The following is a 24,737-nucleotide window of genomic DNA, read 5'->3' on the forward strand; positions in this document are numbered from 1 at the left end:
TGTAACGCAGGCGGTGTCAGGGCCGGTTGGGCCAGCGCAGCGTCGCGCGGGTGCCGCCGAGGTGCGGGGACTGGTCCAGGCGCAGTTCGCCTTCGTGCCACATCATCACTTTCTTTACGATATACAGCCCGAGGCCGTACCCCTGCTCATCCGTGGCGGAGCGGGTGAAGGCGTCGGTCAGTTCCAGCGCATCACCGCCAAGCCCGGGGCCATTGTCCTCCACCGCAAGGCAGCAAAAACCTTTCTGTTCATCGAACTCGAACCGTATATCGACGCGGTCATGTGCGTATTTTGCCGCGTTCACCACAAGGTTCTGGATCGCAATGGTCAGTGAATCCGGTTCCAGCCAGGCCTGGTCATCGGGAAAGTAGTAACCGATTTCCAGCGCCAGGCGCTGGTTTTCCAGGTGCGAACCCAGCTCGGAGAAGAAGGGCTCAAGCGCAACGGTTTTCCGTGCAAGAAACTGCTCGTGCACCTCAACCTGGGCAAAGTTCAGGTATTTTTCTACCAGCTGTTCGATATCCCGCGTCGCGCGGTCGATGACCTGTACACTATCAGATTCGCTTTCCGAGTCGCCCGCAGACAGGGCCTGCTGGAACTTGATCCGCGCTAGCGGCATACGGATTTCGTGGGCGATGGTGCGGGCCAGGTCCTGGTTCATCTGGAAGTGGCCGGTAACGATATTCGCCATACGGCGGAAGGTCTCCGCCAGCGGAAATATGGGCGAGCGGCGGCTGAGCTGCTCGGGAATATGAAAAGGCTTTTTACTGAAACGGATGGCCTGCTTCTGCAGCCGATTGAGGTCGCTAAACATTGGCCAGATCAGCAACAGCAAAACCACCAGCATGGCGCCGATAAACAGCAGGCGCCACTGGGTAACACTGTGTGCCGGTTCGTGCGGGAAGGGCCCGATTTCCAGTACCGTGTTGCCGTTGCGATGGTAAAACAGGATTTTCCCGTCGCCGGCATCCAGCCCGACAACCTCGCCACCATTTAGCCGCTGGTGTAGGGCGCTGGAGAAATGGATCGCGTCCGCAGGGTAGCTTTGCGCCAGCGGTGCGTCGCCACGTTCCAGTGCTTCGGCCAACTGGGCGGCACTGATGGTGTATTCCTGAGGGGCGGCGGAGTAGAGGTTGTAGAGTGCCGCAACCGACGAGTAAACCACCACCAGGGCCAGCGCCAGAACGCTGACCAAACGCAACATTTGCAGACGCATCAGGAAGTACTGTGAACGGTAGTGAGGGAATAGCCCCGGCCGCGAATGGACTGTATGGCAACACCATGAGGGATTGCATCGAGTTTTTTTCGCAAGCGGCTTACGCGCATGTCGATCACACGATCCAGCCCGTCAAATTCCCGTCCGATAACGCGACGGAACAGGTATTCGCGACTCAACAGGCACACCGGTTGTTCAGCGAAGATCTGCAGCAGGTCGAACTCGTTGGTAGTGAGCGGCAAGGGCTGATCGTTTACCGTGGCTTGGCGGCTCACAAGGTCGACGCGCAGGGGGCCAAACTCAATACTGGAGCTGGCTGGCGCATGCCCTTTCGTAGCGCGCAGGTGCGTTTCAATTTTTGCCCACAACAGATGTGGATCGACGGGTTTTACCAGGTAGTCGTTGGCGCCGAGTCGTAAACCCGCAACCTGATCGTCGACGGAGCTGAGCGCGCTGAGGAAAATCAGTGGGCAGCTCAACTGACTGCGAAACTGTTCCAGCAGGCGAAAGCCGCTGGCATCCGGCAGCACCACATCCGCAATGATCAGGTCGTAATCCTTGTGATGGATCGCTTTCATGAAATCACTGCCGCTGGCTGCATAAGTCACTTCGCAGTGACGTTCAGTGAGAAATCGCACAATCAGCTCGGCCAGCTGAGTGTCGTCTTCAAGCAGTAATATCCGGTAAGTTTGTGGTTTGCTGTCGTTATCGGCCGCTGCGGCGCAGCTTGCGATGTTTTCTGCGTTATTCATCACAGGACTCATCACAGGAGCCCCCAGCCGTATCGGCGGCGATGGCGCTTGGGTTGATACTGGGCGACCTTGAGCACGGCGGCGGCAACGCTTTTGCCGCTTTCGTCTGCGGTCACCTGAAAGCGAATATCCTCGGGGCTATTGACGTAGACGTTGAGGTCTTCGCTGTCCCCAAAGAAGCAGCGCACCAGGCCGCGGCCGACAATCGACAGGCAGTAACGGGCTTCGTCGTCCGCATCGAAATTCAGCCTTACTAGCACTCTGCACTGGTCCTCACTTTCATCGAGTGCGCACATGCTGGGTGTAACCCGTAACTCTGCACCCGTTGTCAGGCCGGGCACCAGAGCAAGCAACAGCATCAGAACATTCAGCTTCATGGTCAGTGCCCACTGCCAAATGAGTACTGGAGGCCTGCAAACCAGCTGAGTGTGTGCGGATTCTCGATAAAACGCAGGTTTCTTCCCGCTTCATCGTAATCGTTATAGCGCGCCGCCAGGCGCAGCTCCAGGTGCTTGCCCAGAGGGTAGGAAAAGTGCAGCCGCGCGTAGGTATCGGTGGCGTCGGCTGCCGGATATCTTTGCGCGTAGCGGCTGTAGAAGACCCCCGCTTCCTCTTCGGTGAACTGGTAGTAGTAGCTCACCAGGTCCATGTCTTTCTGGACCGCGCCAACGCCAAAGCCTACAGCGCCGCCAAACAGTGGGTACTGCTTATCGAAGCTCAAATGGGTTTCGCTGCCGTGGTGCACGTTGCTCAGGTCGTGGAACCAGGAGAAGGAAACGTCCACCCAGTCCGAAACCAGAGTCACACTGGGGCCGCCGACGAGGGAGACTTTGCGTTCCACATCTGCGGGGTCTGCGGCTTGGAACTGGGTCAGCCAACTGGTAATCAGGCCATTGCTGGCGGCATTGTTCTTGTCCAGCTGAAAGAAGAGTCCATCTTCATTGGGGCGCGCCACCAGGTCCAGGTAAACGCGCTCGTTTTCCAGCAGGCTATAGCCAACAGTCAGGTTACTTACAAAGAAACGTTTTCCGTAGTAGCTGAAGGAAGGTAGTACATGGGTTTCGGCATCCTGCTTTCCGGCGATCGGGTTTTCCAGAAAACCGTAACCACCGGCCAGGCTGATCTTCCACTCATGTGTCGGCACAGCCGCCGGCTCGGCGGCCCGGGCTTGGGTAACACCCAAGGTAAGGGCACTGAGCAGAATCAGCGGGAGTAGTGTTGTACTTCTGATCATCTGTGGGCTGGGTCGGACGCTGTTATTGGTATCGTGCTGTTTGTATTTTGAACGTTTGTATCACAGCGTAACCAAGCGCTCCAGCGCCCTACTGTAATCCTTACAATGTGTTACAAAACCGTATTTTCCGGATTAATTTTCGCCATATTGTGCGTTTGTCGAACAAATTGCCTGTGTGAATTTCCAGACTTTTCAGTCAGGATTTGTCCGTCCTCCCCTTTCTAAAAAAGTTAATCGCACCACAGCCTGAAGCACCCGCCCCGTTCGGGGCGGGTGCTTTCGTTCGCGCACACGGCTGGTGCGCTTACAAACTGTTACGTGAAACTCTTGGAGTGCTTGATTCGCCCCGTGGTTTTATCGGTCGCTCAGAAACTTCCAATAACAGCGTCAAACGCAACCACTCACCTTGGGGGAGAGAATCCATGGCCGATAACAAAGGCTTTCCCAGCGCCCAGCGCCAGCTGACTTCAGCCGTTCGCAAGGCCCTGTTTACATCTGCGACCGTTGCCGCCATTGCGGCGGGTACGCCCGGTCATAACGCCTACGCCCAGCAGGCCGGCGCCTGCAACCCGATTTCTACTGAGTTCACCAGTGGCACTGTTCAGTGCAGCGGCGAGTTCGATGAGACCATCCACTACGAGGTGAAAGACTTTACCGTTGTGAACGGTATTGAGGTCCCGAACGACATCCAGGTGGTGGTTGCGGAAGGTAGCACCGTCAGCGGTATCTCGGTGACCGCTGTGGCAGCAGAACCTGCCAGTATTGCAGCCGAGGGCTCGGTGATCATTGAGAACCACGGTGATGTGACCCAGTCCGGTGACAGCGACATCGCCATCGACCCGTCGTTCGTCAAGACCTACTACGATCGCGCCCTGCGTTTCCCGGGTGAACAGCGTGCCGGCCTCAACTTCACCGGCATGGTGCAGCTGGATGAGAACCGTGCTCCGATTACCGGTTCCGAGCAGTCTTTTGGTACCGAGGGTGTCGACGCCGACGATATGGCCGAATACATGGCCGGCCTGGGTTACGATCTCTCCAACACTGATTTCGGTGTGGGCCGAGAAGACCAGCTTGACGTGATCGTGGCCGCCGAGGGCTCACTGGTGTTCGATGACGTGGCTGCGATCTCGGCCGAAACCGATGCTGGCTCCATTGCCATCGAGAATACTGGCGACCTGCGCCTGGGCAATGGCCTGTCAGTCGATTACTACACCTCCGTCACCACTTCTGACAGCGCGGGTAACCGCCATTGGGTGGATATCGATGGTGACGGCGAGGTCGACCTGCAGCTGTATTCCGATGCCGCCGAGGTATTCGTCAATGGCGATAAGCTGACCTCCCGCGCCTCCGTGGTGGGTATTGATGCGCAGAGTATCGCTGGCGATATCCAGATCGCGAACGATGGCAGCATCAATGCCGGTGACGTTGCCTACGGCATCCGCAGCCACACCGACTCCGGTGACATCACCATTAATAACACTGGTGATATCGACCTGGGTGCTGACTCTGTGGGTATTGCTGCCAGCACTGCCGCCAACGCCGAGTTGGCGATGCAGTACGGCTACTCCGTCGACAACGGCGTAAGCTTTGATTCGGGTAACGCCTCTGCGTTCAAGTACAAAGCCCCTTCCTATACCCACACTAGTACCGAATATGTAGGCAAGATCTACAACGCCGACGGCGTTGACAGCATCATCCAGATTGCGAACTCTGGCAGTATTACTGTGGGCGCTGGCGGTACCGGCATCCGGGCCGCCAACCCCTCCGGTGACGAGATCATCATCGAAAATAGCGGTGACATCATTGTTGCTGCCGGCGCGGGCGGCGCGGGCATCCACGCTGATGCCACTGCCGGTTTCGAGAGTCAGTACACCGTTGACTATGCCCAGACCCCGGGCTGCGGTGGCTTTTTCCGCCCCTGTGAGCCGCTCCCCTACGAAACCTATGTTGTACCGGGTGAGGGTGTTGAGGCTGGCGATAGCTGGTATACCCATGACTTGAATGGTGATGGCGTGGACACGCCCACCAAGCATTACTACGCCCAGGATGTGAAAGAGGGGCGCGGCTACGTGGCCGACGTGGGCAATATCACCATCGTTAACAGCGGCACCATCGACATTTCTGCGGCCAGCGATGCCTCCGGTATTCACGCGGCCACCCTGGGCAGCACTGCAATCGAGAACAGCGGCCAGATCCTGGTGGGCAGCGACAGCACTGGCATCTCCTCCGCCGGCGCGGGTGAAACGCTGGTGCTGAACAGCGGCGATATCGCGCTGCATGGTTCCGGCAGTGACGCCATCAATGTTAATGCCCTGATTCGCCACCGCCTGCTGGGCAATGACAGCATCACCCCCGAGGAGATCTACGGTGGCTTCAGCAATGAGGAAGTCAATGCTGCCTATGCCGGCTTTGGCGGCCCGGTCACTGTCTACAACACGGGCAGCATTAGCGGTGACCAGTTGTTGTCCGAGGTGATCGAGACCAACGAGGATGGGGCATTCACTTCCAATCCCAACCTGGCACGCAGCACCGGCATCAACGTTTCGGCCACTGGCAGCAACCTGAAGGGTACTGATGTGCCTTTGGCCATGTACGGCGCCGAGACCATTGACGCACGCAATAAGCAGACCAGTGGTTCGATTTCATTCCGCGAGGAAATTGAATTCTTCGATACCAAGGTCGTCAACACCGGTGATATCGCCCTGGGCGACCTGTCCGAAGGCATCCGTGTCTCGGCCACCTATGGTGATGTGACCGTGATCAACAGCGGCTCCGTTTCCGTGGGTAATGGTTTTATCGGCGAGAGCGCTGGTAACTACTCACCCTTCCGCACGCATTCCCGCGCTATTGCCGCTGATCCGGGTGGCACCAGCTGGGCCAACAATACCGTCATCAATACCGCGGATGGCGTGGTCACCGCTGGTGATATCGGCCAAGGCCTGGTGGCGGACTCTGTCCATGGGGAATCCCTGGTGCTGAATAACGGCACTGTAACCGTGGGCAGCGGTGCGACGATTGAGGCCGGTGAGACCCGTGAAACCGACTGGACTGTAAACGCCACCGGCATCCATTCAAGCACGGTACTGGGGTTAGACGCATACGCCGGAGCCGTGAACAACGGTACCGTGACTACGGGTGACAAGTCCTTTGGTATGCTGGTGAGCAATGCCACCAGCCCGGCCTTCTTCACCGAGGTTTTTGACCACAACTACACTGCCCTGGCGGTGAATACCGGCAGTATCACCAGCGGTGATAACAGTGCCGGTATTGCCATTGCCGGCGCCTCCAACTTCGCACAGAACACTGGCGACATCACTATCGGTAGCGGTCCGCTATACAGTCTCTCCGATACCTCCGGTTCTGCGGCGATGATGAACCTTGGTAGTGTTGATACAAGCCTTTACTCCGTACTGGTGAACGATGGCAGCATCACCACCGGCGACATGACTTCCGGTATCGATGCCACCGGTTTTGTGCTGTCTGTGGCCGCGCAGGGTGAAAACGGTCAGATGGTGACCGGGGATGACACCTACGGTATGCGCTCCATTGGCTACATCCAAGGCATCACCCAGAACGCCGGCACTATTCAGACTGGCGACAACAGCACCGGCATGCGCACGTATGCGATCTATGCCCAGAGCATCAATTCCGGTGACATCAATGTGGGCAACGATTCCACCGGTATCAGCGTTGTGGGTGCCGCCACTTATGTGCGCAACAGCGGTGACATCCACACCGGCGCCAACAGCACCGGAATCGATGTTTTCTCGGGGGGTGCCCCGACGGTGGTCGTCAACACTGGCAGCATCACTACCGGCACCAACGGAGTAGCGCTGGAAGTGTTTGGCCAGGATTACCTGAATCTGCAAACTGGCCAGGTGGTTCCGAACCTGATCTTCAACGCCGGTAACATCACCGGCTCCATCATCACTGGTGACAGCGACGATATTCTGCGCAATGGCTTCCGCTATGACAGCAGCGGCATCATCGCCGGTGTTGGCAAGATCACCCTGAGCGATGCGACCATCGACATGGGTGCCGGCCGTAACACCTTCATCAACGAAGCGGGTGATATCGTCTTCTCCGGCGACAGTGCGATCGAGCTGGGTGCGCAGGGTGCCATGGTCAATTATTCCGGCGGCGCCAACTACGTCACCATCTCCAGCCTGGATAACCAGGTGGGCGATAGCCTGACCATCAACGGCGATGTGACCTTCGCCAATTTCCAGAGCACAGGTGCGTTGTTGCTGGTGGACGTCAGCTCTACGGTCAGCGACAGCATCACCATCAATGGTGACCTGAGCGCGGTGGATGTGGTGAACCAGGCGGGTGACACCCAGACCAGCGGTCTGCGTGTTGCGATGAACGTGACCGACCAGAGCAAGGGTGCGCAGACCACCGATGCGATCCTCACCGTGAACGGCAACCAGGATGTGGACAGCGTATCCCTGGCCGCACTGGGCGGTGACTTTGCCGATACCATCCTCGAAGCAAAAATGCAGCAGGACGGTAACGGCAACTGGGTAATCGCCTACACCGCCGGTCTGTCCGACCTCGGTACGGCTGCAAGCTCTGTTTCACATCTGGCCGAGAGCTTCTGGGCCCGCTCCGCGTCCGTGTTCCTGGACAGTGAGCGCGGTGCCAACCGCGGTGAAAGCAGTCGCGTGGAAGGTTTGCAGGTCTGGTCCAGTGTTTTTCACAGTGATAGCGACATCGAAAGCAAGGGCGAAATCGCTGCTCAGGACCTGAGCTTTACCCAGCTACTGAGCAGCCAGATGGCCGGCGCCACTTACTCCACCAAACTGGGCAGCACCTGGTTGTCTATCAGCCCGATGGTGGGTAAAGGCTACGCAGACGGCAATCAGTTGGCGCAGCAGTCGAGTGCTTCCCTGGATACCGAAACCTTCGCACTGAATGGCTCTCTGAGCATGGGTGACTTCTACGCGAGCGCCATGGTTCAGCAGGTGGACTTCGATGCACGCGTCCGGGCCTACGACTCCGCCGCGATGACCTCCGGTAAGGCAAAAGGTTATAGCCTCGAAGGTGGCTGGACCTACCTGATGGACTCCGGTGTCGCTATGACCTCGTTTGCCCAGTGGAGCGATGTGAAGTCTGAAATCGATGGCTTCACCTCTTCCGACGGCAACTTTGACTATGCCTACAACCTTGGCAGCACAGAGACGACCCGTCTTGGCCTGAGCATGCGCAAGTCCTTCAAGCTAAGTGAAGGTTTTGCCATGCCTTACGCCACCTTCAGCATTGCCGACAGCAATAACCACAGTGTGCACGACCTGCACGCCAATGGTGTTGTGTTCAACAGCGATGTGTCCGGCACCGGCTTCAATATCGACTTCGGTGTGGACGGTAAGTACAAGCTGTGGTCCATCAAGAGTGGACTTGGCGTGCACAGCGGTGACACCGACAAAAACGGCTTGAGCGGGCACTTTGCCATCTCTCGCAGCCTGTAATCCCACAGCTAATCGTTGCACTACGGGGGGCGCCGGGCGCCCCCGTATCCGGTAAGTCAAAGAATTCGCATGGGCTAGCGCCCACAGGAATTGAATATGTTTGAGAAAAAGAGACTCTCGCTTTGCGTAGCGGCGGTGCTCGGGCTGGCGGTCGCCATGCCGCTGCACGCCCAAGAGGCTGCTGCCGACCAGCAGAAAGCCGAAAGCGGAAAAGAAGAGAAAAAAGAGCAGCGCTCCGGCAAGGTACAGAATGCGGAAGAGGGCCTGATCGTACGCGGTTCTGAGGCAATCGAAACCGTGGTGGTCACGGGCTCGTTGATCCCGCGCAGCACCTTCGACGGTCCCGATCCCATGACCGTGATCGACGAAGAGGATATGAAAAAGCGCGGCCTGACGACCGTTGCTGAGGTCATTGATTCGATGGCGGCTAACAACGGCTATACCGAAGGTAGCTCCGGCAACCTGCTTTCCGGCTTCACCGTTGGCGCCAGCGAAGCGAACCTGCGCGGCCTCGGTTCCGGTCGCACTCTGGTGCTGGTCAATGGCCGGCGCATCGCGGATTACCCGCTGCCATTTGGTGGCGAGCAGAACGGCGCGGATCTGGGGACCATTCCGGGTACGGCCATGTCCCGTGTGGAAGTGCTCACCGGTAGCGCGTCTGCAATCTACGGCTCCGACGCTGTGGGTGGTGTAATCAATGTCATCACCAAGCGCGATATGGAGCAGACTCTGGTCACTGCCAATGTCGGCGCGTTTGAAGATGGCTACGGCTTTAACAAGGATCTCTCGTTCGTTACCGGTAAGGCCTTCGAGCGCGGCTCTGTTACCGTCAGTCTGGAGCAGCGTACCGCCAACGCCATTTCTGCCGACGAGGTGGAATATCTGGATGACCGTCGTTTCCAGGTTACCGGTATCGGTGCCAATATTCAGGATTTCGAGAACGGTTACACCGGTGCAGTTTCCCCCCTGGGCTACAGCTGTGAAGAAAACGGCCTGATCACCACCGAGACTTTCAGCGAAGATGGTGCCACCCGTTGTAACTTCGATGCCTCCCGCGGTATTGCCATGAGTTCGGATCTGGATCGGACCTCGGCATTTGTCGATGGTCGCTATCAGTTCACCGACAACATCCAGGGCTTCGCTACTGTCCTGATGTCCAAGCAGGATGTCGGTAGCTCGGTGAGCGCGTCAAACTGGAGCGGTCGTGTGATCAACGCCGACTTTACCAAGGCCGTCGATATCGGCCGCTCCTTTTCCCATGACCTGGGTTACACCACCTCGTCCTACGACCAGGAAATGTGGACCCTGATGATGGGCCTGGAAGGTGAGGTAGAACTGGGGGATAACACTTGGAGCTGGGACGTCGGTTATTCCAAGGCCCGCTACAACATGACTCAGCAATACGGTGCCATCCGCGAGGAAGTACTGCGCGAATGGTTTATGGACGGTGCCAGCGAAGTCAACGAGCTGGCACCGAATATCTACCAGGTCGACAACAGCTTCTTTGAGAGTCAACTGGTCGACAACATTTTCCGCGATGCCTCTGTGGATCGCGATGCGCTGATGGGCAAGGCGACCACCTTTGCCAGCTCCAGTGCGGACTCCATCAGCTTCAAGGTGGTAGGCGAGCTGAGCGATTTCGGTGTGCTGTACAACCCGGTGACCATGGCAATCGTCACTGACTGGGCGAGCCAGTCTACCGCGATCAACCCGGACGAACGCTCACTGAACCTGGATGGCAACGGCTGGCTCAACGTCGGTGCCATTGAGGCGGGCGGCAGCCGCGACCGCAGCGCGATCGGGGCCGAGTTCCTGATCCCGGTGGTGGAAGATCTGGAGCTGACCTTTGCCACGCGTATGGATCGTTACGACGACTCCACCGCGATTGGCGGCCGCAACACCTCCTCGCTGAAGTTTCTATACAGCCCGTTCGACACGCTGAAGTTCCGCGGCAGCTACGCGCAGACCTTCCGCGCACCGGATATGTTCAATATCTACGGTGAGTCCACTGGCTATCAGGTAGTGACCGATTTACTTGGCGGCGACTGTTTTGACGGTGAGAACTTCACCGGTGCCTGCCCGTCGTACAACGTGGTCTCTACCCGCCGCGGCCGCGACGACCTGGAAGAGGAAAGCGGTAAGGATATGGGGCTGGGTCTGATCTTCACCCCGACCAACAACGTCAACGTGGCGCTGGACTGGTACAAGGTTCGCCTGAACGATCTGGTAGTGACCGAGAGCGCCTTTGGCCTGATGGAAACCGAGTGGCGCTGTGCTTCTGGCACGCTGCAGGACAGTAGCCGCCTGTGTGAGGACGTCAGCAACCGTGTGGTTCGCGATGCGACCGGACGTGTAGAGAGCATCATTATCGAGCCGCAAAACAATGCCTACACCGAGCTGCAGGGGTTGGATGCCACCGTCAATGCAACGTTCGATTCGGTACAGTACGGCAATTTTGGTGTGCAGTTGAAGTACGTTAATACCCTGTCCTATGACTGGCTGCAGTTCGAAGGCGATGCGCCGATCGACATGAGCAGTGGCCTGCCGGGTCAGTCGGTGCCCTCCACCCGCACCAATATGACGTTCAGCTGGAGTAACCCGCTGACCGCATTTGAAACGGTGGGCGCGGCACTGTTCATCCAGCGCCAGGGACGCGTGAACAACTTCACCGGTACCAACGCAATGGAGCCTCATTACACGGCGAACCTGAGTGCGTTCTACCAGGCGAGTGCGCGTCTGAACATGGGCCTGACGGTACAGAACCTGACCAAGGCTATGCCTACCACAGACAGCAGCAGCCCGCGCTGGCCGTACTACTGGAGTCACCTGCAGAGCCCGCTGGGACGCAGCGTGAACGTTTCTTTCAGTTACTTCCTGAGTAACTGAGTTCCTGTTGAGGTGTCGGCCGGTGTCCGGCAATTTAGTTTGTCAGGCGCCGGCCACAGGAGTTAAGCGATGAAAATACGAAAAATAGCAGCCGCCGCACTGGTTTTTGGTGCGGTCGTCTTTACCGGCCTTCAAGGGGCGCAGGCAAAGGAAGATAAAAATAGCGAGGGCGTCGGCAGCTACGCCGCAAGCCTGGGTGAAATGCCGGTGCCCATGGAAGACCTGTTCCTCCCGGTAGCGTATACCAATGTTCGCATCTCCCCCGACGGCCGACACTTTGCCGCTGGCAAAGTGCGTGAAGACGGCCTGACCGACGGGGTGATTATTGATCGCCGCACCATGAACATTAAATCCACTCTGCAGATGGATGGTTCGGTGGGCGTTACTAATATTCAGTGGGCGAACAAAGAGCGCGTTCTGTTCAGCTTTAGCAGGAAATCTGCCACTTCCGAAGGTGCCGGTTCGTCTTCCATCGCTGCGATGAACGTAGATGGCTCGCGCAAGGGAGTCATCTGGAGTGGAACCAATGATTACGGCGGTAACGAGCACGCCTCCCTGGCGGGTAAAATAGACAACGACCACTATCGGGTTGTGGTCTATCCATCCGGTTCCGGGCTCAATTTTCCGCTGCAGTATATCTACAAGCTGAATATCTACACTGGTAAGAACTCGCGCATCGCGCGTTCCCCGATCCGCCTGGCAAAACCGATCTTCAACAAAGATGGCGATATTACCCACTGGGTGGGTCGTCTGCCGGACAGCTTCGATCACACGGTCGTTGCCACCCGGAGAGACAGTGGTGATTGGGAAGAAAAAGTATTTCACAACGCCAAGGGTGTGTTTGCGCCCGTGGCCTGGACCCGCGAAGACGACTGGATGTGGTACACAGATAGCGTCGAAGCGCCTACAAAAGGTCTATACAGGGTAAACGTGAAAACCGGTGCGAAAAAACTGGTTTACCGCCATCCTAAAGTGGATTACGACAAAACCTTCAGTGATGACAACGGCAACCCATGGGGCGCGCTGATTCATTACGATTATCCTCAGGTCGTGTATATCGACGAGGACAATCACTACGCCAAGACCCATAAGCGCCTGCAGGGAACCTTCCCCAACAAGGTGATTCAGATTCTGAACCGCACCAGTGACGGCAATGAATGGGTAGTGCATGTGGGCGATGACCGCCACCCCGGTAGCTACTACGTGTACAACCAGTTTGACGGTGCACTTAAATTCCTTGCCAATCAGGCGGAGTGGATTGACCCCACTAAAATTCCGGCGACGCACCCGGTGCGCTTCAACGCCCGTGACGGACTGGAAATCAATGGCTACATTACTTTGCCTGTGAACAAAGAGGCGAAGAAGCTGCCACTGATCATCCTGCCCCATGGTGGCCCACACGGTCCGCGCGACTACTGGGGCTACAACAAGGAACGCGTGGTGTTCGCCAATGCTGGTTACGCGGTGATGCACGTGAACTACCGTGGCTCTGGTGGCTACGGGCGCGAGTTCCTGTTCGGTGGCTATGGCAAATGGGGCCGCGAGATGCAGGACGACCTGACCGATGCGACCTACTGGGCGATTCAGGCCGGTATCGCCGATCCGGAACGCATATGTATCTACGGCGCTTCCTACGGTGGCTACGCGGCGATGATGGGTATTACCAAGGAGCCCGACCTGTACAAGTGTGGTATCGGCTACGTCGGTGTGTACGACCTGAACGTCTTTATGACCGAGGGTGATATCCCCTTGCGCAAGGCTGGCCGCAACTACCTGAAAGCCGCTGTCGGCACTGATGCCGAAGAGCGCGCACGTCGTTCGCCCGCGGCCAATGCCGATCGTATTGAAGCGCCGGTGTTTCTGATTCAGGGCCAGCGTGATGTGCGTGTGCACTGGGCCCATTTCGACGCGATGCGCGATGCGCTGGTAGAGCAGGAGCATGCACTGGAAACCCTGGTGGCGCCCCGTGCCGGCCACGGTGCCCGAGAGCAGGATAGCCAGAAGGAAATCTATTGCCGCATGATCGACTTCTTCGATCGCCATATTGGCGATGGCAAGCCTACCGACCCGCCGGCGAGCGACTGTGTGCCTACGGGTGCTCTGGGCCTTGAATACAAATACTACGAGGGGGTGAAGCGTGGTTAAGACCCTGATAGCCGCCGCTTCCCTGCTTGCCGTCAGCCAGGCGTTCAGCCTGGACTGGCAGCGTCCGGACTGTTCCGCGTTCGATAGTTTCAGGGAGTGCCGCAATGCGGAGCGCAATGACTACCGCCGTCAGAAGCAGCAGGAGTTGCGCGATAAAGGGCTGTCCTTTTGGTACTTCGAACGTCCGGATTTCAGCGACAACCAAGTGGTGGAAAAGGCGCTGGAAGACAAGGTAGAGGGTGTGCTGTTTTTCTCATTCACCGTCGAGCGTGACGGCAGTGTCTCCGCTGTGGCGCTCAGGGATCAGAGCAGTGAAGAAGTGCAGGTCTATGCGGCGCCGATCCTGGCCGCGATGAAAAACTGGCAGTTTGTGCCTTCGGAAACGTCCTGGCCGGATCAGGAGTGGCGCTACCAGTTTTTCTTCGAATCCGAAAACTGTGAAGAAGGCTCGAGGGAAAGCGACTGCGATGCAGATTCTGCTTTCAACAACTGAACACTAAAAACTCTCTTGGTCGAGATATAACGGCGGCCGCAGCTGCCGGACCCCCAGTTTTGCCCGGGCACTCGCTCGGGCTTTTTTGTGCGCGCACGCGGCTTGATCGCGGACGAAGAGCTCTGGCGTCCGGGCGCAAGGGGTATCGGGGATATAAAAATAGAAAGATAAGAGATGGTGCCCAGGAGAAGACTTGAACTTCCACGACCGTAAGGTCACTAGCACCTGAAGCTAGCGCGTCTACCAATTCCGCCACCTGGGCATCAACAGCGTGTGCCGCTGAGGCTGCGCACTATAGCGATTTTCTTGCGCGAGTCAATTGTCTGTTGTGACCCGACAGTGAGTTCCGGATCGCAGAAAGAATTGGCAGGTCGTACCGGACAAGTTTTGTAGTTTTTTTACATAAAATGCGGCCGAGGCATCTCAAAGGCGTGAGAAATATGTAAAAATAACGGGAAAATTTATTCCGGCCAGGGGGAGATATTCCATGGATCAAGACCAAAATGCGCCCTTGAGGGAAGATGTTCGTCTATTGGGCGAGGAGCTGGGAGCGGTATTGCGCTCGCAGGCGGGTGACTCCCTGTACGAAACGGTGGAGACCATCCGCCAGGTGGCGGTGGAGAGTCGCAGCCACGGGGAAATGCCTGTAGGAAAATTACGGGAATTGCTGGATCCGCTGGATGACGAGACCCTGCTGGAAGTCGCCCGGGCCTTCAGCCAGTTCCTCAATCTGGCCAACCTCGCCGAACAGCGCCACCGCGAGCGCCTGCGCCGCCGGCATGAGCGTTTCCCCGGAGACCCCGACACCGACCGCGGTCTGCGCCAGGTACTGGCTGAGCTGAAGAAAGCAAATCTGGACCAGTCGCAGGTACTGGATGTGCTTTCCAATCTCTCTGTCGAGCTGGTGCTGACCGCCCACCCCACCGAGGTGACTCGCCGCACCCTGATCCGCAAATACGACCAGATTGCCGACCGGCTGGCGGAGCTGGACAGGCCCGACGCCACCCCGGAGGAGCGCGACAACCTGCGTCGCCTGTTGCGCGAGCAGATTCTCTCCGCCTGGAGCACCGACGAAATCCGCCGCGAGCGTCCCACCCCTGTGGATGAAGCCAAGTGGGGCTTTGCCACCATTGAGCAATCGCTGTGGCAGGCGGTACCCCAGGGAATGCGGGATATCGAGGAGGAGCTTGCGCTGGCTGGTCTGGACCCGCTGCCCTCCGACTGGGTGCCGATCCGGTTTGCCTCCTGGATGGGGGGTGACCGCGATGGCAACCCCAATGTCACCGCCGGGGTAACCCGACAGGTGCTGACTCTGGCGCGCTGGATGGCCGCCGACCTGTATCTGCGGGATGTGGAAAACCTACTGGCAGACCTGTCCATACATCGCGCCAACGACGAGTTGCTGGCCCGCACCGGCCCCAGCCCCGAGCCCTACCGGGTGCTGTTGCGCGCGGTGCGTGATCGTCTGCGCCTCACCCGCGAGGTGATGGAGGCGAGGGTCAATGGCACTGCAGAACCTGAGGGCGAAATCTATGCCAGCGGTAGCCAGCTGTATGACGAGTTGAGCTTGATCGACCGCTCCCTGCGTGAGGTCGGCCTCGCCGCCATTGCCGACGGCCAGCTGAAAGACACCCTGCGCCGTTTGAACTGTTTTGGCATCACCCTGCTGCGCCTGGATATCCGTCAGGAGTCTACCCGCCATACGGATGCCATCGATGCCATCACCCGCTTCCTCGACCTGGGCAGCTACGCCAGCTGGGGTGAAAAGGTGAAGCAGAAGTTTCTGCTGAGCGAACTGGAAAGCCGTCGCCCGCTGGTGAATGGCGCCTTTTTCGAAAGCGAGTTCTGTACCGATGAGGTGCGCGAGGTGCTCGATACCTGCAGGGTGATCGCCGAGCAGGGCCCGGAGGGGCTGGGTGCCTATGTGATTTCCATGGCGAAAACCTCATCCGATGTACTCGCGGTCATGCTGCTGCAGAAAATAGGTGGGGTAAAAGCACCAATGCGGGTGGTGCCCCTGTTTGAAACGCTGGATGACCTCAACAACGCCTTCGCCACCATGAGTGCACTGTTGGAGATCCCGTTCTACCGCGAGCGGGTCAAGGGTGGTCAGGAAGTCATGATTGGCTACTCCGACTCCGCCAAGGATGCCGGCTTCCTCGGTGCCGCCTGGGCCCAGTTCCGCGCCCAGGAAGCGCTCACCGGAATCTTCCGCGAGCATGGCATACCGCTCACCCTGTTCCACGGGCGCGGCGGTTCTATTTCCCGCGGCGGCTCCCCCACCCGCATGGCGCTGCTGTCCCAGCCTCCGGGGTCCGTGGCCGGCCGTATCCGCGTCACTGAGCAGGGGGAAATGATCCGGGTGAAATACGGGCGCCCATCCGTGGCCGCCTACAATCTGGAGCAATATATTGCGGCGACCCTGGAGGCCACCCTGTTGCCGCCGGCAGAGCCGCGCCCGGAATGGCGCGCGGAAATGGATCGCCTGACCCAGGCTTCCGTGGGCGCCTACCGGGAGGTGGTGCAGGATGACCCGGCTTTGGTTTCTTATTTGCGCACGGTTACCCCGGAAACCGAGCTGAGCCGCCTCGCCCTCGGCAGCCGGCCCGCGCGCCGCAAGCCCGGTGGTGGTGTGGAAACCCTGCGGGCGATTCCGTGGGTATTTGCCTGGACGCAGATGCGCCTGATGCTGCCCGCGTGGCTGGGGACCGGCGCGGCCCTGGAAACCGGCCTGGAAAAAGCGCCGCAGACCCTGCGCGCCATGAGTGACCAGTGGCCGTTCTTCCAGACCGTGGTGGATATGCTGGAGATGGTGCTGGCCAAATCCGACACGCGCGTGGCGCTCTGGTATGAGGAACGCCTGACGGATGATGCCGAGCTGCAGCGCCTGGGGGTGGAATTGCGCAGCCGCCTGGCGCGTACCGTTGCCGCGCTGAGCGAGCTCACCGGACGCGACAGCCTGCTGGACAACAACCCGGTCATGCGCTGGTCCATTCGCGTGCGCGACCCTTATACGGATCCGTTGCACCTGTTGCAGGCGGAATTGATGGCGCGCCTGCGTACCCGCGAGGACGATCCGGTGCTCGAGAGCGCCCTGATGGTCACCATTGCCGGTATCGCCGCGGGAATGCGCAATACCGGGTGAGTAGATTGGGCCGGGTTGGGACTCGGCCCGGTACCATTCCGAAACAAAAAAGCCCGGCGACTCGCTCGGGCTTTTTTGTTTCTCGGGCGTCGGAAGCGAAGGCTTACTCAGCTCTCCAGGCGCTTCAATGCGCAAATCTTGTTGCCTGCAGGATCGCGTAAATACGCCAGGTACAACTTCATACCGCCTCCTTCGCGCACCCCGGGCGGGTCTTCACACGCGGTCCCGCCGTTGGCAAGACCCGCGGCGTGCCATTGATCCGCTTGCTCCGGACTTTTCACCGCGAACCCGATAGTGCTGCCGTTACCGCCACTTGCCGGCTCTCCATTAATAGGCTTGGAAAGCGCAAACACGCCGGTATCGGTAAAATAAAAACAGCGCCCTTTCTCATCGATTACACCGGGCTTGTAGCCAAGCGCTCCGAGAATGGCATCGTAGAACGCCTTGGATTCCTGAATATCGTTTGCGCCGAGCATGATGTGACTGAACATCGTCATTCCTTTTGGCTGAAAGATTGTGCCGTTGAGCTTAGTGGAAACCCGGGAAGAGGAAAACCGCAATCTGGCATCAACGGAAAATCGCCCAGTGAAGCCATACGAGGCACCGCGAGTGAAATGAGCCCGGTTACTGCCTGATGATTTCGCGCGACAGAATCTTCGCTGCTGCCAGGGATGGATGGTCATCATCGTAGTACAGTGGCTCGCTGTCCTTGACCGCGTAGCAGAAAGTGCTGTCACAAAATAATTTCTCGGGCTCGATAAAATGCACGTTCTCCGGATACTCAGTGGTATCAAAATGACGCAATATCCAGCTGTTTCTACTCCGATAATAATCCACGGTGATGCCTGGAATCTCAGAAAGTGACCTGTCGTCGTCCATCGCCTTATTGATCAAACTTTGGATGCTAGTGCCGAGCTCTGGCATGGGATAGACGACGAACACATTTTCCTTGTTGCTGGCCAGGGTGCGAATAATCTTTTCCAGGGACTCGGTCATGGCGGTGACCGCAGGTGAGACGGGTTGCGGCGGGAGGTCCGGATAGGCATCGACATTGTCCCCCCAAAAGGCAAAAGACCAGCGATGCCCGACGACCACATTTTCTATACTCGGGTGCTCAACGATATATTGCAGCGAAGCGTCGTACCACTCGGCGCACTCACTGACGACATTCCTGAGCTGAAACGACGGCGGACAACCAGAGAAACTAAAGTGCTTCAGCCCTTCTCCCTTGTCTTGCAATCGCTTTGCGAGCTCGTGCGCGAGTTCAATGGTATGGCTATCACCCAGGGTCGCCCACCGGATGTTTTCTACAAAATACTCACAAGAATCCTCTGGTGGGCGGTATTCCGAAATATGGCATTGTGAGCGGTGTGGACTGGTCAGGCCCGCCTGCTTGTGCAAATCCATGAATGTCTGCGGGAAGCGAGTCTCTACGCCACCAGTGCTGAAAACCGCAAGCGCAAAACAGCCAGACGCTAACAAGATCAGTGTCGGCCTGGACACGGCTGCCTTGTGTAATTGCTGATAGCTGGGGAGCCGTATCGTCTCCACGTATCGATAGCTAAGCCAGCCCAGTAATAGCGTTAGAGCGAAACCCGGGACCCACCAGTGCGCCACGGTGAGGTGCAGCCCCAGAACAGCAACAGGCCAATGCCAAAGATAAACCGAGTAGGACCGCTTGCCGATAAACTGCAATGCGACGTTGTTGGTAAACAGGCTGTCTTGCCGGTTGGCCAGTATGAGCAAATACGCTCCCAGCGCGGGAGCTGCGGCATGGTAGCCTGGCCACGGAATGTCGCTATCCACCAGAAGGTACGTTAGTGCGATGAGCGCAAGCCCGGCTGCCTCCAGAGAGCGCCGAAAAAGCAGTGAAAAATTGGCCGGGAACGCATAGGCAAGGCCGCCAAGCATCAGTTCCCATGCTCTGGTGGGCAGGAGAAAATAGGTCGCATCTGGCCAGCTGAACGTGGCAACGCAGCCGGAGACGAATGCAGCTAATGTGCAGAATAGTAGCGCCCACCTGATTTTCGACAGAGATAGAAAGCTGCCTAACCCCGCGAGTATTAACGGATACAGAATATAGAACTGCCATTCAACGGACAGTGACCAGGTATGCAGCAACCATTTTTTATGCGAGGCCGCTTCAAAATATCCAGACTCGCCCCAGTATAAAATATTCGAAAAGAATCCCAGGCTGGCTATTGCATGTTTAGCGAGCGTCTCAAACTCGGGGGGGTACAGGTACCAGTACCCCAAAGAAAGCATGATAATGCAAAGTATAGCAAGTGGCGGGATTATCCTATTGGCGCGTGCGACATAAAATCCGATGATATTGAAAGTGCGATTCTCGATGCCGGAAAGGATGATTCCAGTCATTAGAAAGCCAGAGATTACAAAGAACACGTCAACGCCAGCGAATCCGCCGGGCAATAGGTCGGGCAGAAAATGAAACAGGACAACGGCGATAACGGCCCAGCCGCGCAGACCGTTTATGTCGAATCGGAACCCACTGCTAGCCAACGTTTAACCTCCCCGCATGAAAACCGTTTTTCGTTTAAAGATTTTTTAGATCAGCCTGGAAAGCGCAAAGCATAGGGCGATAACCGAGAAAAATGAAAAATCTAGTTTCCATAGCCACAGATTGTGGCGGCGATAGATCAAGGTCTCGAGGCAATAGTTGGCAATACTGGCAACGACTGTCGCATATATGACACCCGGTACACCAAAGTTAATCCATCCGATAAGCATTGATGTAAATACGACTACGGTTTTCATGGCGACAATTGTGGTAAAGGTCTTTGAGTCACCTCTGCTCAAAAGAAAGGGCCCTACCTTTGTCGCAACACGGATGGCAACGCCCAGAGCAAGCGCCTCTAGCATCCACCCCGCGTCCATATATCGCTCATCGTACAAAAACGATACTATTTTCTCTCCGAAAATCACAAAAAATAGAGTTATAAAAAGGCAAAAGCTTCCGAGATTCAGGCGCATTTTAAATGCATGAGAACGGATGGTTTCGATGTCTGCATCCTGAACCTTGGAGTATAGAGGCATCATCACCTTGTTACTGATCGTGTTGGAAATGCTCTCCGGAAGCTGGGCCAAGGTAAAGGCGATTACATACACGCCAAGTTCGCTCATTGTCAAAACCTTGCCCAGGAAAAGCTTATCCATTTGATTGGCAAAAAATCCGATAATGGACGAGATAAATATCCATTTGCCAAACCGGACTATTTCTTTGAGGTGTGGTCCACTGACACGGATTCTGTGCCTGTGTTCGGCATTTAGATAAGCGTGATTAAGAATGACCGAAAGCATTGTGCTCAGAATGCTTCCGGCGACTAGCGCCCAAATTGTGGGGTAAAAATAGCTCCAGACAACCATAACCAGCGTGGCAAAGATCTGCGTCGAAATTTGAATTACGGTCTGCTTGCCGATGGCAAGATTTTTCTCTGCCGTCGCATATGCGGTGGTTTGGAAGCCCTGAATCAATGCGCTAATACCGAGTGCCGCCAGCACTGGGAAAAGCGTGGGCTCTTCATAAACAACCGAAATCGGATAGGCTAGCAGCAGACAAATCAGAAATATAAAGCCTCCCCGAATAATCTGAACCGTCCAGGCGGTATTGAGGAAGTCGTCGTCGCTGGTTGATTTGTGCCGAACTATGGAGGTTTTTATTCCGATGTCGCTAAACATTACCATGCCGGTAATGAACACCTGTGCGAGCGCCATCAACCCAAACATGTCAGGTGCAAGCAGGCGAGTGAGTATCAGGTTGGAGAGTAGCCTGATAAGTTGTCCCGAACCATAGCCAATAAAGGTCCAGCCCGCACTGCGAATACCGCGAACCTTGGTCGAGTTGCTGTGCCTCAGGCTGTGTAGAAGCGCCGAGCCACGATTGGCAATTAACATGAAAACGTCCTTGTTATCTCAACTGCCTGATGGGCCAGTAGAGCTGTGCTTGGCAAGCCCACGTGAAGTCCGTCCGGCCTACATATGATTCGTCCGTATCGGGTACGGACAGCGCGGGCTTCTATCCAGCGCTTTTCGCCTGGCCGCGATGCCGCGATAACTTCCAGGTTATCGCTGAAGCATCATTGGCCTGGTTGCCAGCAAGCAGATCGGCTTGAAAAGAGCGCGTACTTACGGGATTAGTGCGGAATGCAAAGACCTTAGGCTCCCCATGTTCTGGTCACCGGAGGTCAGTAAAAGAATCGCCAGCAAGAAGTGAGCCAACAGAAAAGGCGTACGCCTCCTTTGTGCGCAATCCCCCCAATGGCCACCTGGAGAAAAAGAGCGCCAAAAAGATGCAGGCCGCGCCAAGCGGGGCAAGGTTACTGCATTGCTCCGCAAATACCGGTTCTTAAAAAGCGCGCACCACTCGATTGAACAGCCTGAAGTCTGAGGGCTTCCTATCCACCGCCCGAAATTGAGGCGAATTACGTCACATTTTTTCTTCAAATTCAACAGGCATGACCGTACCATGGTGGGTAATATCTCGGCGACAAGGAAGTTTCAAGGGAGGTGCTGAACCGGTTGCCCGGTTTTCGTCACCCTTTTGGGTTGCCGATTTTCTGCCCGCGCTAACACGCAAAGTGTGCCGCAAAGAGCCCCGCTAAGAGTTCAGGGCGTACGCGATTCTACTTCAATACGTGCCAGTGCTATTGAGAAATCTCATCAAATAATCACGAAACAGGGAGAGTTAGTGATGCATCCGGTTATCGCCTTGGGGTTAGATTCCGCCGATTCAGTGGCTATTGAGCGCTGGGTCGAAAGTGGAGAGCTGCCCAATATCGCCAAGATCTACCGTGCAGGTAAATATTGCGCATTGCGAAATTATGACTGGTATCGAGCAGAAACCCCCTGGACGACGTTTCTCACGGGCGCCTCCCCTGCCGCTACAGGATATTGGTCGCCGATTAAATATGACGCTAATGCCTACAAAACGAAACTTATTCATAGTTTTGATTTTAAAAAGCATCGTCCGTTTTACGCAAAGATGCCGGGAAAAAAAGTAGCAGTATTTGATATGCCACAGACCGCAATTGACAAGTCCGTGGATGGTATTCAGGTGTTGGCGTGGGGGACACATTCGGGGCAGACCGATAGTGTTTCTGAACCTCCGCAGCTTTGGGACGATATCGTTCGAAAGTACGGCCCGCATCCGCTACTTAATAACGACGGCGGCAATTGTTACAACTACGAACGAATGTTACAGCTCTTCGAAGACATGAAGACCGGCATTCGGCGTCGCGCCGACGCCTGCGTAGATCTCATCAAGAATAATCGGTGGGACTTTTTTTTGACAATCTTTGGCGAGAGTCACGTAGCCGGACATTATTTCTGGCATCTAGGCAATAGCCATCCGATCAATGAGTTTTTGATAGAAGCGGCACCGCGGAATCTCCTTCTGGAGGCTTTCAAGGAGATCGACACGGCGGTAGGCCGGATTCTTGACGTAATTCCCAAGAATGGAAGGCTGGTACTGTTCTCGGCCCATGGCATGGGTCCGAATACGATGGACCTTCCAAGTATCGTATTCTTGCCGGAGTTTCTTTACCGATGGAACTTTCCCGGTAAGAAAGCAATTGGTGGGATCTCGTCAAAAGTAAATCGAAGATCCATAAGCCAGAAATTCCAGAAAAAATACGGGATGGCTAGCGCGCTGTGGTCTGCAACAAGGGAAAGTGGTTGGCTAAAGAACTGGATAAAGCGCTTGGCAGCTCCGAATACCTATCGAAAAATTGAATCGTATTTGTCGCTCAACACCTTATCTGACTCAATTCTCGATCCTGTGCTTCTGCGAAAAGCTGGCCGTGATGAGCCTTTTCAGTGTCCAAATTGGTATGAAAATCTACGTCCTGAAATGAAGGCGTTTTCACTTCCCAGTTTTTCGGAAGGCTATATTCGAATTAATCTGATCGGTCGAGATCGCAATGGAATAGTTTCCCCGGACGAGTATGAAGAACTCTGCAATGAGCTGATCAGAGAGCTTTCTGAGTTGAAGGATGTGAATACGCAAGCGAAGCTGGTTGATCGAGTAGTCAAGACACGAAGCAATCCATTGGATGCGGACCCCAATCTTCCGGATGCCGATCTGGTGGTTATTTGGAGTGAGGATGTTGTGTCAAATCATGCAGCCTGTGGCTCCGTGGGGGAAATTGGTCCGGTTCCCTTTTGGCGGACAGGGAGCCACCGTGCCAACGGGTTTGCGGTTCTATACGGCGATAACACGGATGGCGTCGCTTTCCGCGATAGTGGGCATGTTATCGATCTTGGCGAAACGTTTATAACGCTGGTCAATGGTGCGCCGAGCGGTGATACGGAAGGGATATCTCTTGTCAGCACGGCTGCTGCAGTTGCAACTTCGGAGTGAGGCCGGTGGAAGACGTTGCGGTCATTTTGCCGGTCTACAATGCGGGGCATTATCTGGATGCTGCGATGCAGAGTGTTCTCAGCCAGACACATGCGGATTTCACGTTCTGTATCATTGATGACGGGTCCACTGATGGAAGCCGTAGCGTGCTGGAGAGGTATGCCGCGAAAGACTCTCGCATCCGGTTCCGTTCACGTGAAAATAGAGGGTTGATTGACACCCTCAACGAGTTGGCGGAAATGACCGGCGCAAGTTATCTGATTCGGATGGATGCAGATGATATCTGTGAACCCCAGCGCTTCGCCGAGCTTGTTGAGTTTATGCAGAAGAATGATGACTGCGTAGCGTGTGGAAGTGAGGTTCTACTTATTGATCCCTGTGATCGCCCACTGCGAAAAATGGGTGAAAAATGGATGCATGAAAAGATTGATGCCGCACACCTCGCTGGGGCAGGTGGTGCCATTATTCACCCTGCAAGCATCATACGCGCGAGCGCCTTCAAAACGGTGGGTGGCTATAGAAAAAAATACACGCACGCGGAAGATATCGATCTTTTTCTCAGACTGGCGGAGCTCGGCCGACTTGCCAATCTACCGTTAACGTTGCTTCGTTACCGGCAGCACTTCAGTAGCATTGGGTATTCGAACAGGTTGCAACAACGGCGCTCGACACTCAATGCAATCCAGGATGCATATACACGAAGGGGTATTGCGGACGCTATCGTGTATGAGCCTGAGGATGCAGAGCCTGTTACCGAGCGGATGGTGTTTTCAAAGTGGGCATGGTGGGCGTTGTCTGCCGGCCATTTGGCAACTGCCCGACATTATACGGCAAGGGTACTTGCCGGAAATATACTCTCACGGGATGCGTGGAAGCTTCTCGCATGTGTCCTCAGGGGGTCGGTAAAGTCGACGCATGATCGTGCACTTGGGTGAACAGGGTAGGTCATAAATTTTGATGTCCCCTCATTAGCCAAAGGCTAATGGGGCTCAAGGAAGGCAAATATGCGAGGCAGGAAAGTT

At 56.3% G+C, this 24,737-nt stretch carries 14 protein-coding genes and 1 tRNA gene; 7 read left to right on the forward strand and 8 right to left on the reverse strand.

Features of this window, described 5'->3' with window-relative positions:
- Positions 1 to 16: 16 nt before the first annotated feature.
- Genes AU182_RS02650 through AU182_RS02665 form a run of 4 tightly spaced genes read right to left on the reverse strand, consistent with a single transcriptional unit; the run spans position 17 to position 3,202 of the window.
- The gene (locus tag AU182_RS02650) at positions 17 to 1,216 is read right to left on the reverse strand and encodes an ATP-binding protein (RefSeq protein ID WP_066960222.1); all 1,200 of its coding nucleotides are present in this window, start codon (positions 1,214 to 1,216) and stop codon (positions 17 to 19) included.
- Positions 1,216 to 1,968: a response regulator transcription factor gene (locus AU182_RS02655; protein WP_193754274.1), complete on the reverse strand. Its 753-nt coding sequence runs from the start codon at positions 1,966 to 1,968 to the stop codon at positions 1,216 to 1,218. The genes AU182_RS02650 and AU182_RS02655 overlap by 1 nt, the downstream gene beginning before the upstream one ends.
- An 11-nt stretch (positions 1,969 to 1,979) precedes the next feature.
- Positions 1,980 to 2,345, reverse strand: coding sequence for a DUF3019 domain-containing protein (locus AU182_RS02660; RefSeq protein WP_066960224.1), 366 nt, complete (start codon positions 2,343 to 2,345; stop codon positions 1,980 to 1,982).
- Between the two features lie 2 nt (positions 2,346 to 2,347).
- Entirely contained in the window at positions 2,348 to 3,202 is an 855-nt protein-coding gene (locus AU182_RS02665) for a MipA/OmpV family protein (protein ID WP_082859164.1), read from the reverse strand.
- A 422-nt stretch (positions 3,203 to 3,624) separates the two neighbouring features.
- Between AU182_RS02665 and AU182_RS02670 the strand changes: the two genes are divergently transcribed.
- From AU182_RS02670 to AU182_RS02685, 4 genes are all read left to right on the forward strand, one after another.
- Positions 3,625 to 8,670: a hypothetical protein gene (locus tag AU182_RS02670; RefSeq protein WP_066960228.1), complete on the forward strand. Its 5,046-nt coding sequence runs from the start codon at positions 3,625 to 3,627 to the stop codon at positions 8,668 to 8,670.
- Between the two features lie 96 nt (positions 8,671 to 8,766).
- Positions 8,767 to 11,556 (forward strand): TonB-dependent siderophore receptor, encoded by a 2,790-nt coding sequence (locus AU182_RS02675; RefSeq protein WP_066960229.1) that lies wholly within the window; start codon positions 8,767 to 8,769, stop codon positions 11,554 to 11,556.
- 69 nt (positions 11,557 to 11,625) lie between these two features.
- Positions 11,626 to 13,701 (forward strand): S9 family peptidase, encoded by a 2,076-nt coding sequence (locus AU182_RS02680; protein ID WP_066960230.1) that lies wholly within the window; start codon positions 11,626 to 11,628, stop codon positions 13,699 to 13,701.
- Positions 13,694 to 14,194 carry an energy transducer TonB gene (locus AU182_RS02685; protein WP_066960231.1) on the forward strand — a complete coding sequence of 167 codons (501 nt, stop codon included), beginning with the start codon at positions 13,694 to 13,696 and terminating at the stop codon, positions 14,192 to 14,194. The genes AU182_RS02680 and AU182_RS02685 overlap by 8 nt, the downstream gene beginning before the upstream one ends.
- A 175-nt stretch (positions 14,195 to 14,369) precedes the next feature.
- Here the strand turns inward: AU182_RS02685 and AU182_RS02690 are convergent.
- A tRNA-Leu gene (locus AU182_RS02690) sits at positions 14,370 to 14,456 on the reverse strand.
- A gap of 225 nt (positions 14,457 to 14,681) precedes the next feature.
- On the opposite strand from AU182_RS02690, the gene ppc reads away from it, so the two are divergent.
- Entirely contained in the window at positions 14,682 to 17,339 is a 2,658-nt protein-coding gene (ppc, locus tag AU182_RS02695) for a phosphoenolpyruvate carboxylase (protein ID WP_066960238.1), read from the forward strand.
- A 107-nt stretch (positions 17,340 to 17,446) separates the two neighbouring features.
- Here ppc and AU182_RS02700 read toward each other — a convergent pair whose 3' ends face one another.
- From AU182_RS02700 to AU182_RS02710, 3 genes are all read right to left on the reverse strand, one after another.
- Positions 17,447 to 17,830: a VOC family protein gene (locus AU182_RS02700; RefSeq protein WP_066960245.1), complete on the reverse strand. Its 384-nt coding sequence runs from the start codon at positions 17,828 to 17,830 to the stop codon at positions 17,447 to 17,449.
- A 133-nt stretch (positions 17,831 to 17,963) separates the two neighbouring features.
- The gene (locus tag AU182_RS02705; protein WP_066960247.1) at positions 17,964 to 19,859 is read right to left on the reverse strand and encodes an acyltransferase family protein; all 1,896 of its coding nucleotides are present in this window, start codon (positions 19,857 to 19,859) and stop codon (positions 17,964 to 17,966) included.
- A 45-nt stretch (positions 19,860 to 19,904) separates the two neighbouring features.
- Complete coding sequence (locus AU182_RS02710; RefSeq protein WP_066960250.1) at positions 19,905 to 21,251, reverse strand: oligosaccharide flippase family protein; 1,347 nt, start codon at positions 21,249 to 21,251, stop codon at positions 19,905 to 19,907.
- 796 nt (positions 21,252 to 22,047) lie between these two features.
- On the opposite strand from AU182_RS02710, the gene AU182_RS02715 reads away from it, so the two are divergent.
- Both AU182_RS02715 and AU182_RS02720 read left to right on the forward strand, forming a co-directional pair.
- A complete protein-coding gene (locus AU182_RS02715; RefSeq protein ID WP_066960253.1) occupies positions 22,048 to 23,715 on the forward strand; it encodes an alkaline phosphatase family protein in 1,668 nt (555 codons plus the stop codon).
- 5 nt (positions 23,716 to 23,720) lie between these two features.
- Positions 23,721 to 24,650 (forward strand): glycosyltransferase, encoded by a 930-nt coding sequence (locus AU182_RS02720; RefSeq protein ID WP_066962030.1) that lies wholly within the window; start codon positions 23,721 to 23,723, stop codon positions 24,648 to 24,650.
- Positions 24,651 to 24,737 lie beyond the last annotated feature (87 nt).

The sequence above is a fragment of the Microbulbifer sp. Q7 genome (assembly GCF_001639145.1).
Classification (GTDB): domain Bacteria; phylum Pseudomonadota; class Gammaproteobacteria; order Pseudomonadales; family Cellvibrionaceae; genus Microbulbifer.

Excerpts from the sequence above, each read along its gene's own strand:
- AU182_RS02670 (WP_066960228.1), top strand. The coding sequence starts at position 3,625 with ATGGCCGATAACAAAGGCTTTCCCAGCGCCCAGCGCCAGCTGACTTCA.
- AU182_RS02650 (WP_066960222.1), bottom strand. The coding sequence starts at position 1,216 with ATGCGTCTGCAAATGTTGCGTTTGGTCAGCGTTCTGGCGCTGGCCCTG.
- AU182_RS02665 (WP_082859164.1), bottom strand. The coding sequence starts at position 3,202 with ATGATCAGAAGTACAACACTACTCCCGCTGATTCTGCTCAGTGCCCTT.
- AU182_RS02710 (WP_066960250.1), bottom strand. The coding sequence starts at position 21,251 with ATGTTAATTGCCAATCGTGGCTCGGCGCTTCTACACAGCCTGAGGCAC.
- AU182_RS02715 (WP_066960253.1), top strand. The coding sequence starts at position 22,048 with ATGCATCCGGTTATCGCCTTGGGGTTAGATTCCGCCGATTCAGTGGCT.
- AU182_RS02680 (WP_066960230.1), top strand. The coding sequence starts at position 11,626 with ATGAAAATACGAAAAATAGCAGCCGCCGCACTGGTTTTTGGTGCGGTC.
- AU182_RS02655 (WP_193754274.1), bottom strand. The coding sequence starts at position 1,968 with ATGAATAACGCAGAAAACATCGCAAGCTGCGCCGCAGCGGCCGATAAC.
- AU182_RS02675 (WP_066960229.1), top strand. The coding sequence starts at position 8,767 with ATGTTTGAGAAAAAGAGACTCTCGCTTTGCGTAGCGGCGGTGCTCGGG.
- AU182_RS02700 (WP_066960245.1), bottom strand. The coding sequence starts at position 17,830 with ATGTTCAGTCACATCATGCTCGGCGCAAACGATATTCAGGAATCCAAG.
- AU182_RS02660 (WP_066960224.1), bottom strand. The coding sequence starts at position 2,345 with ATGAAGCTGAATGTTCTGATGCTGTTGCTTGCTCTGGTGCCCGGCCTG.
- ppc (WP_066960238.1), top strand. The coding sequence starts at position 14,682 with ATGGATCAAGACCAAAATGCGCCCTTGAGGGAAGATGTTCGTCTATTG.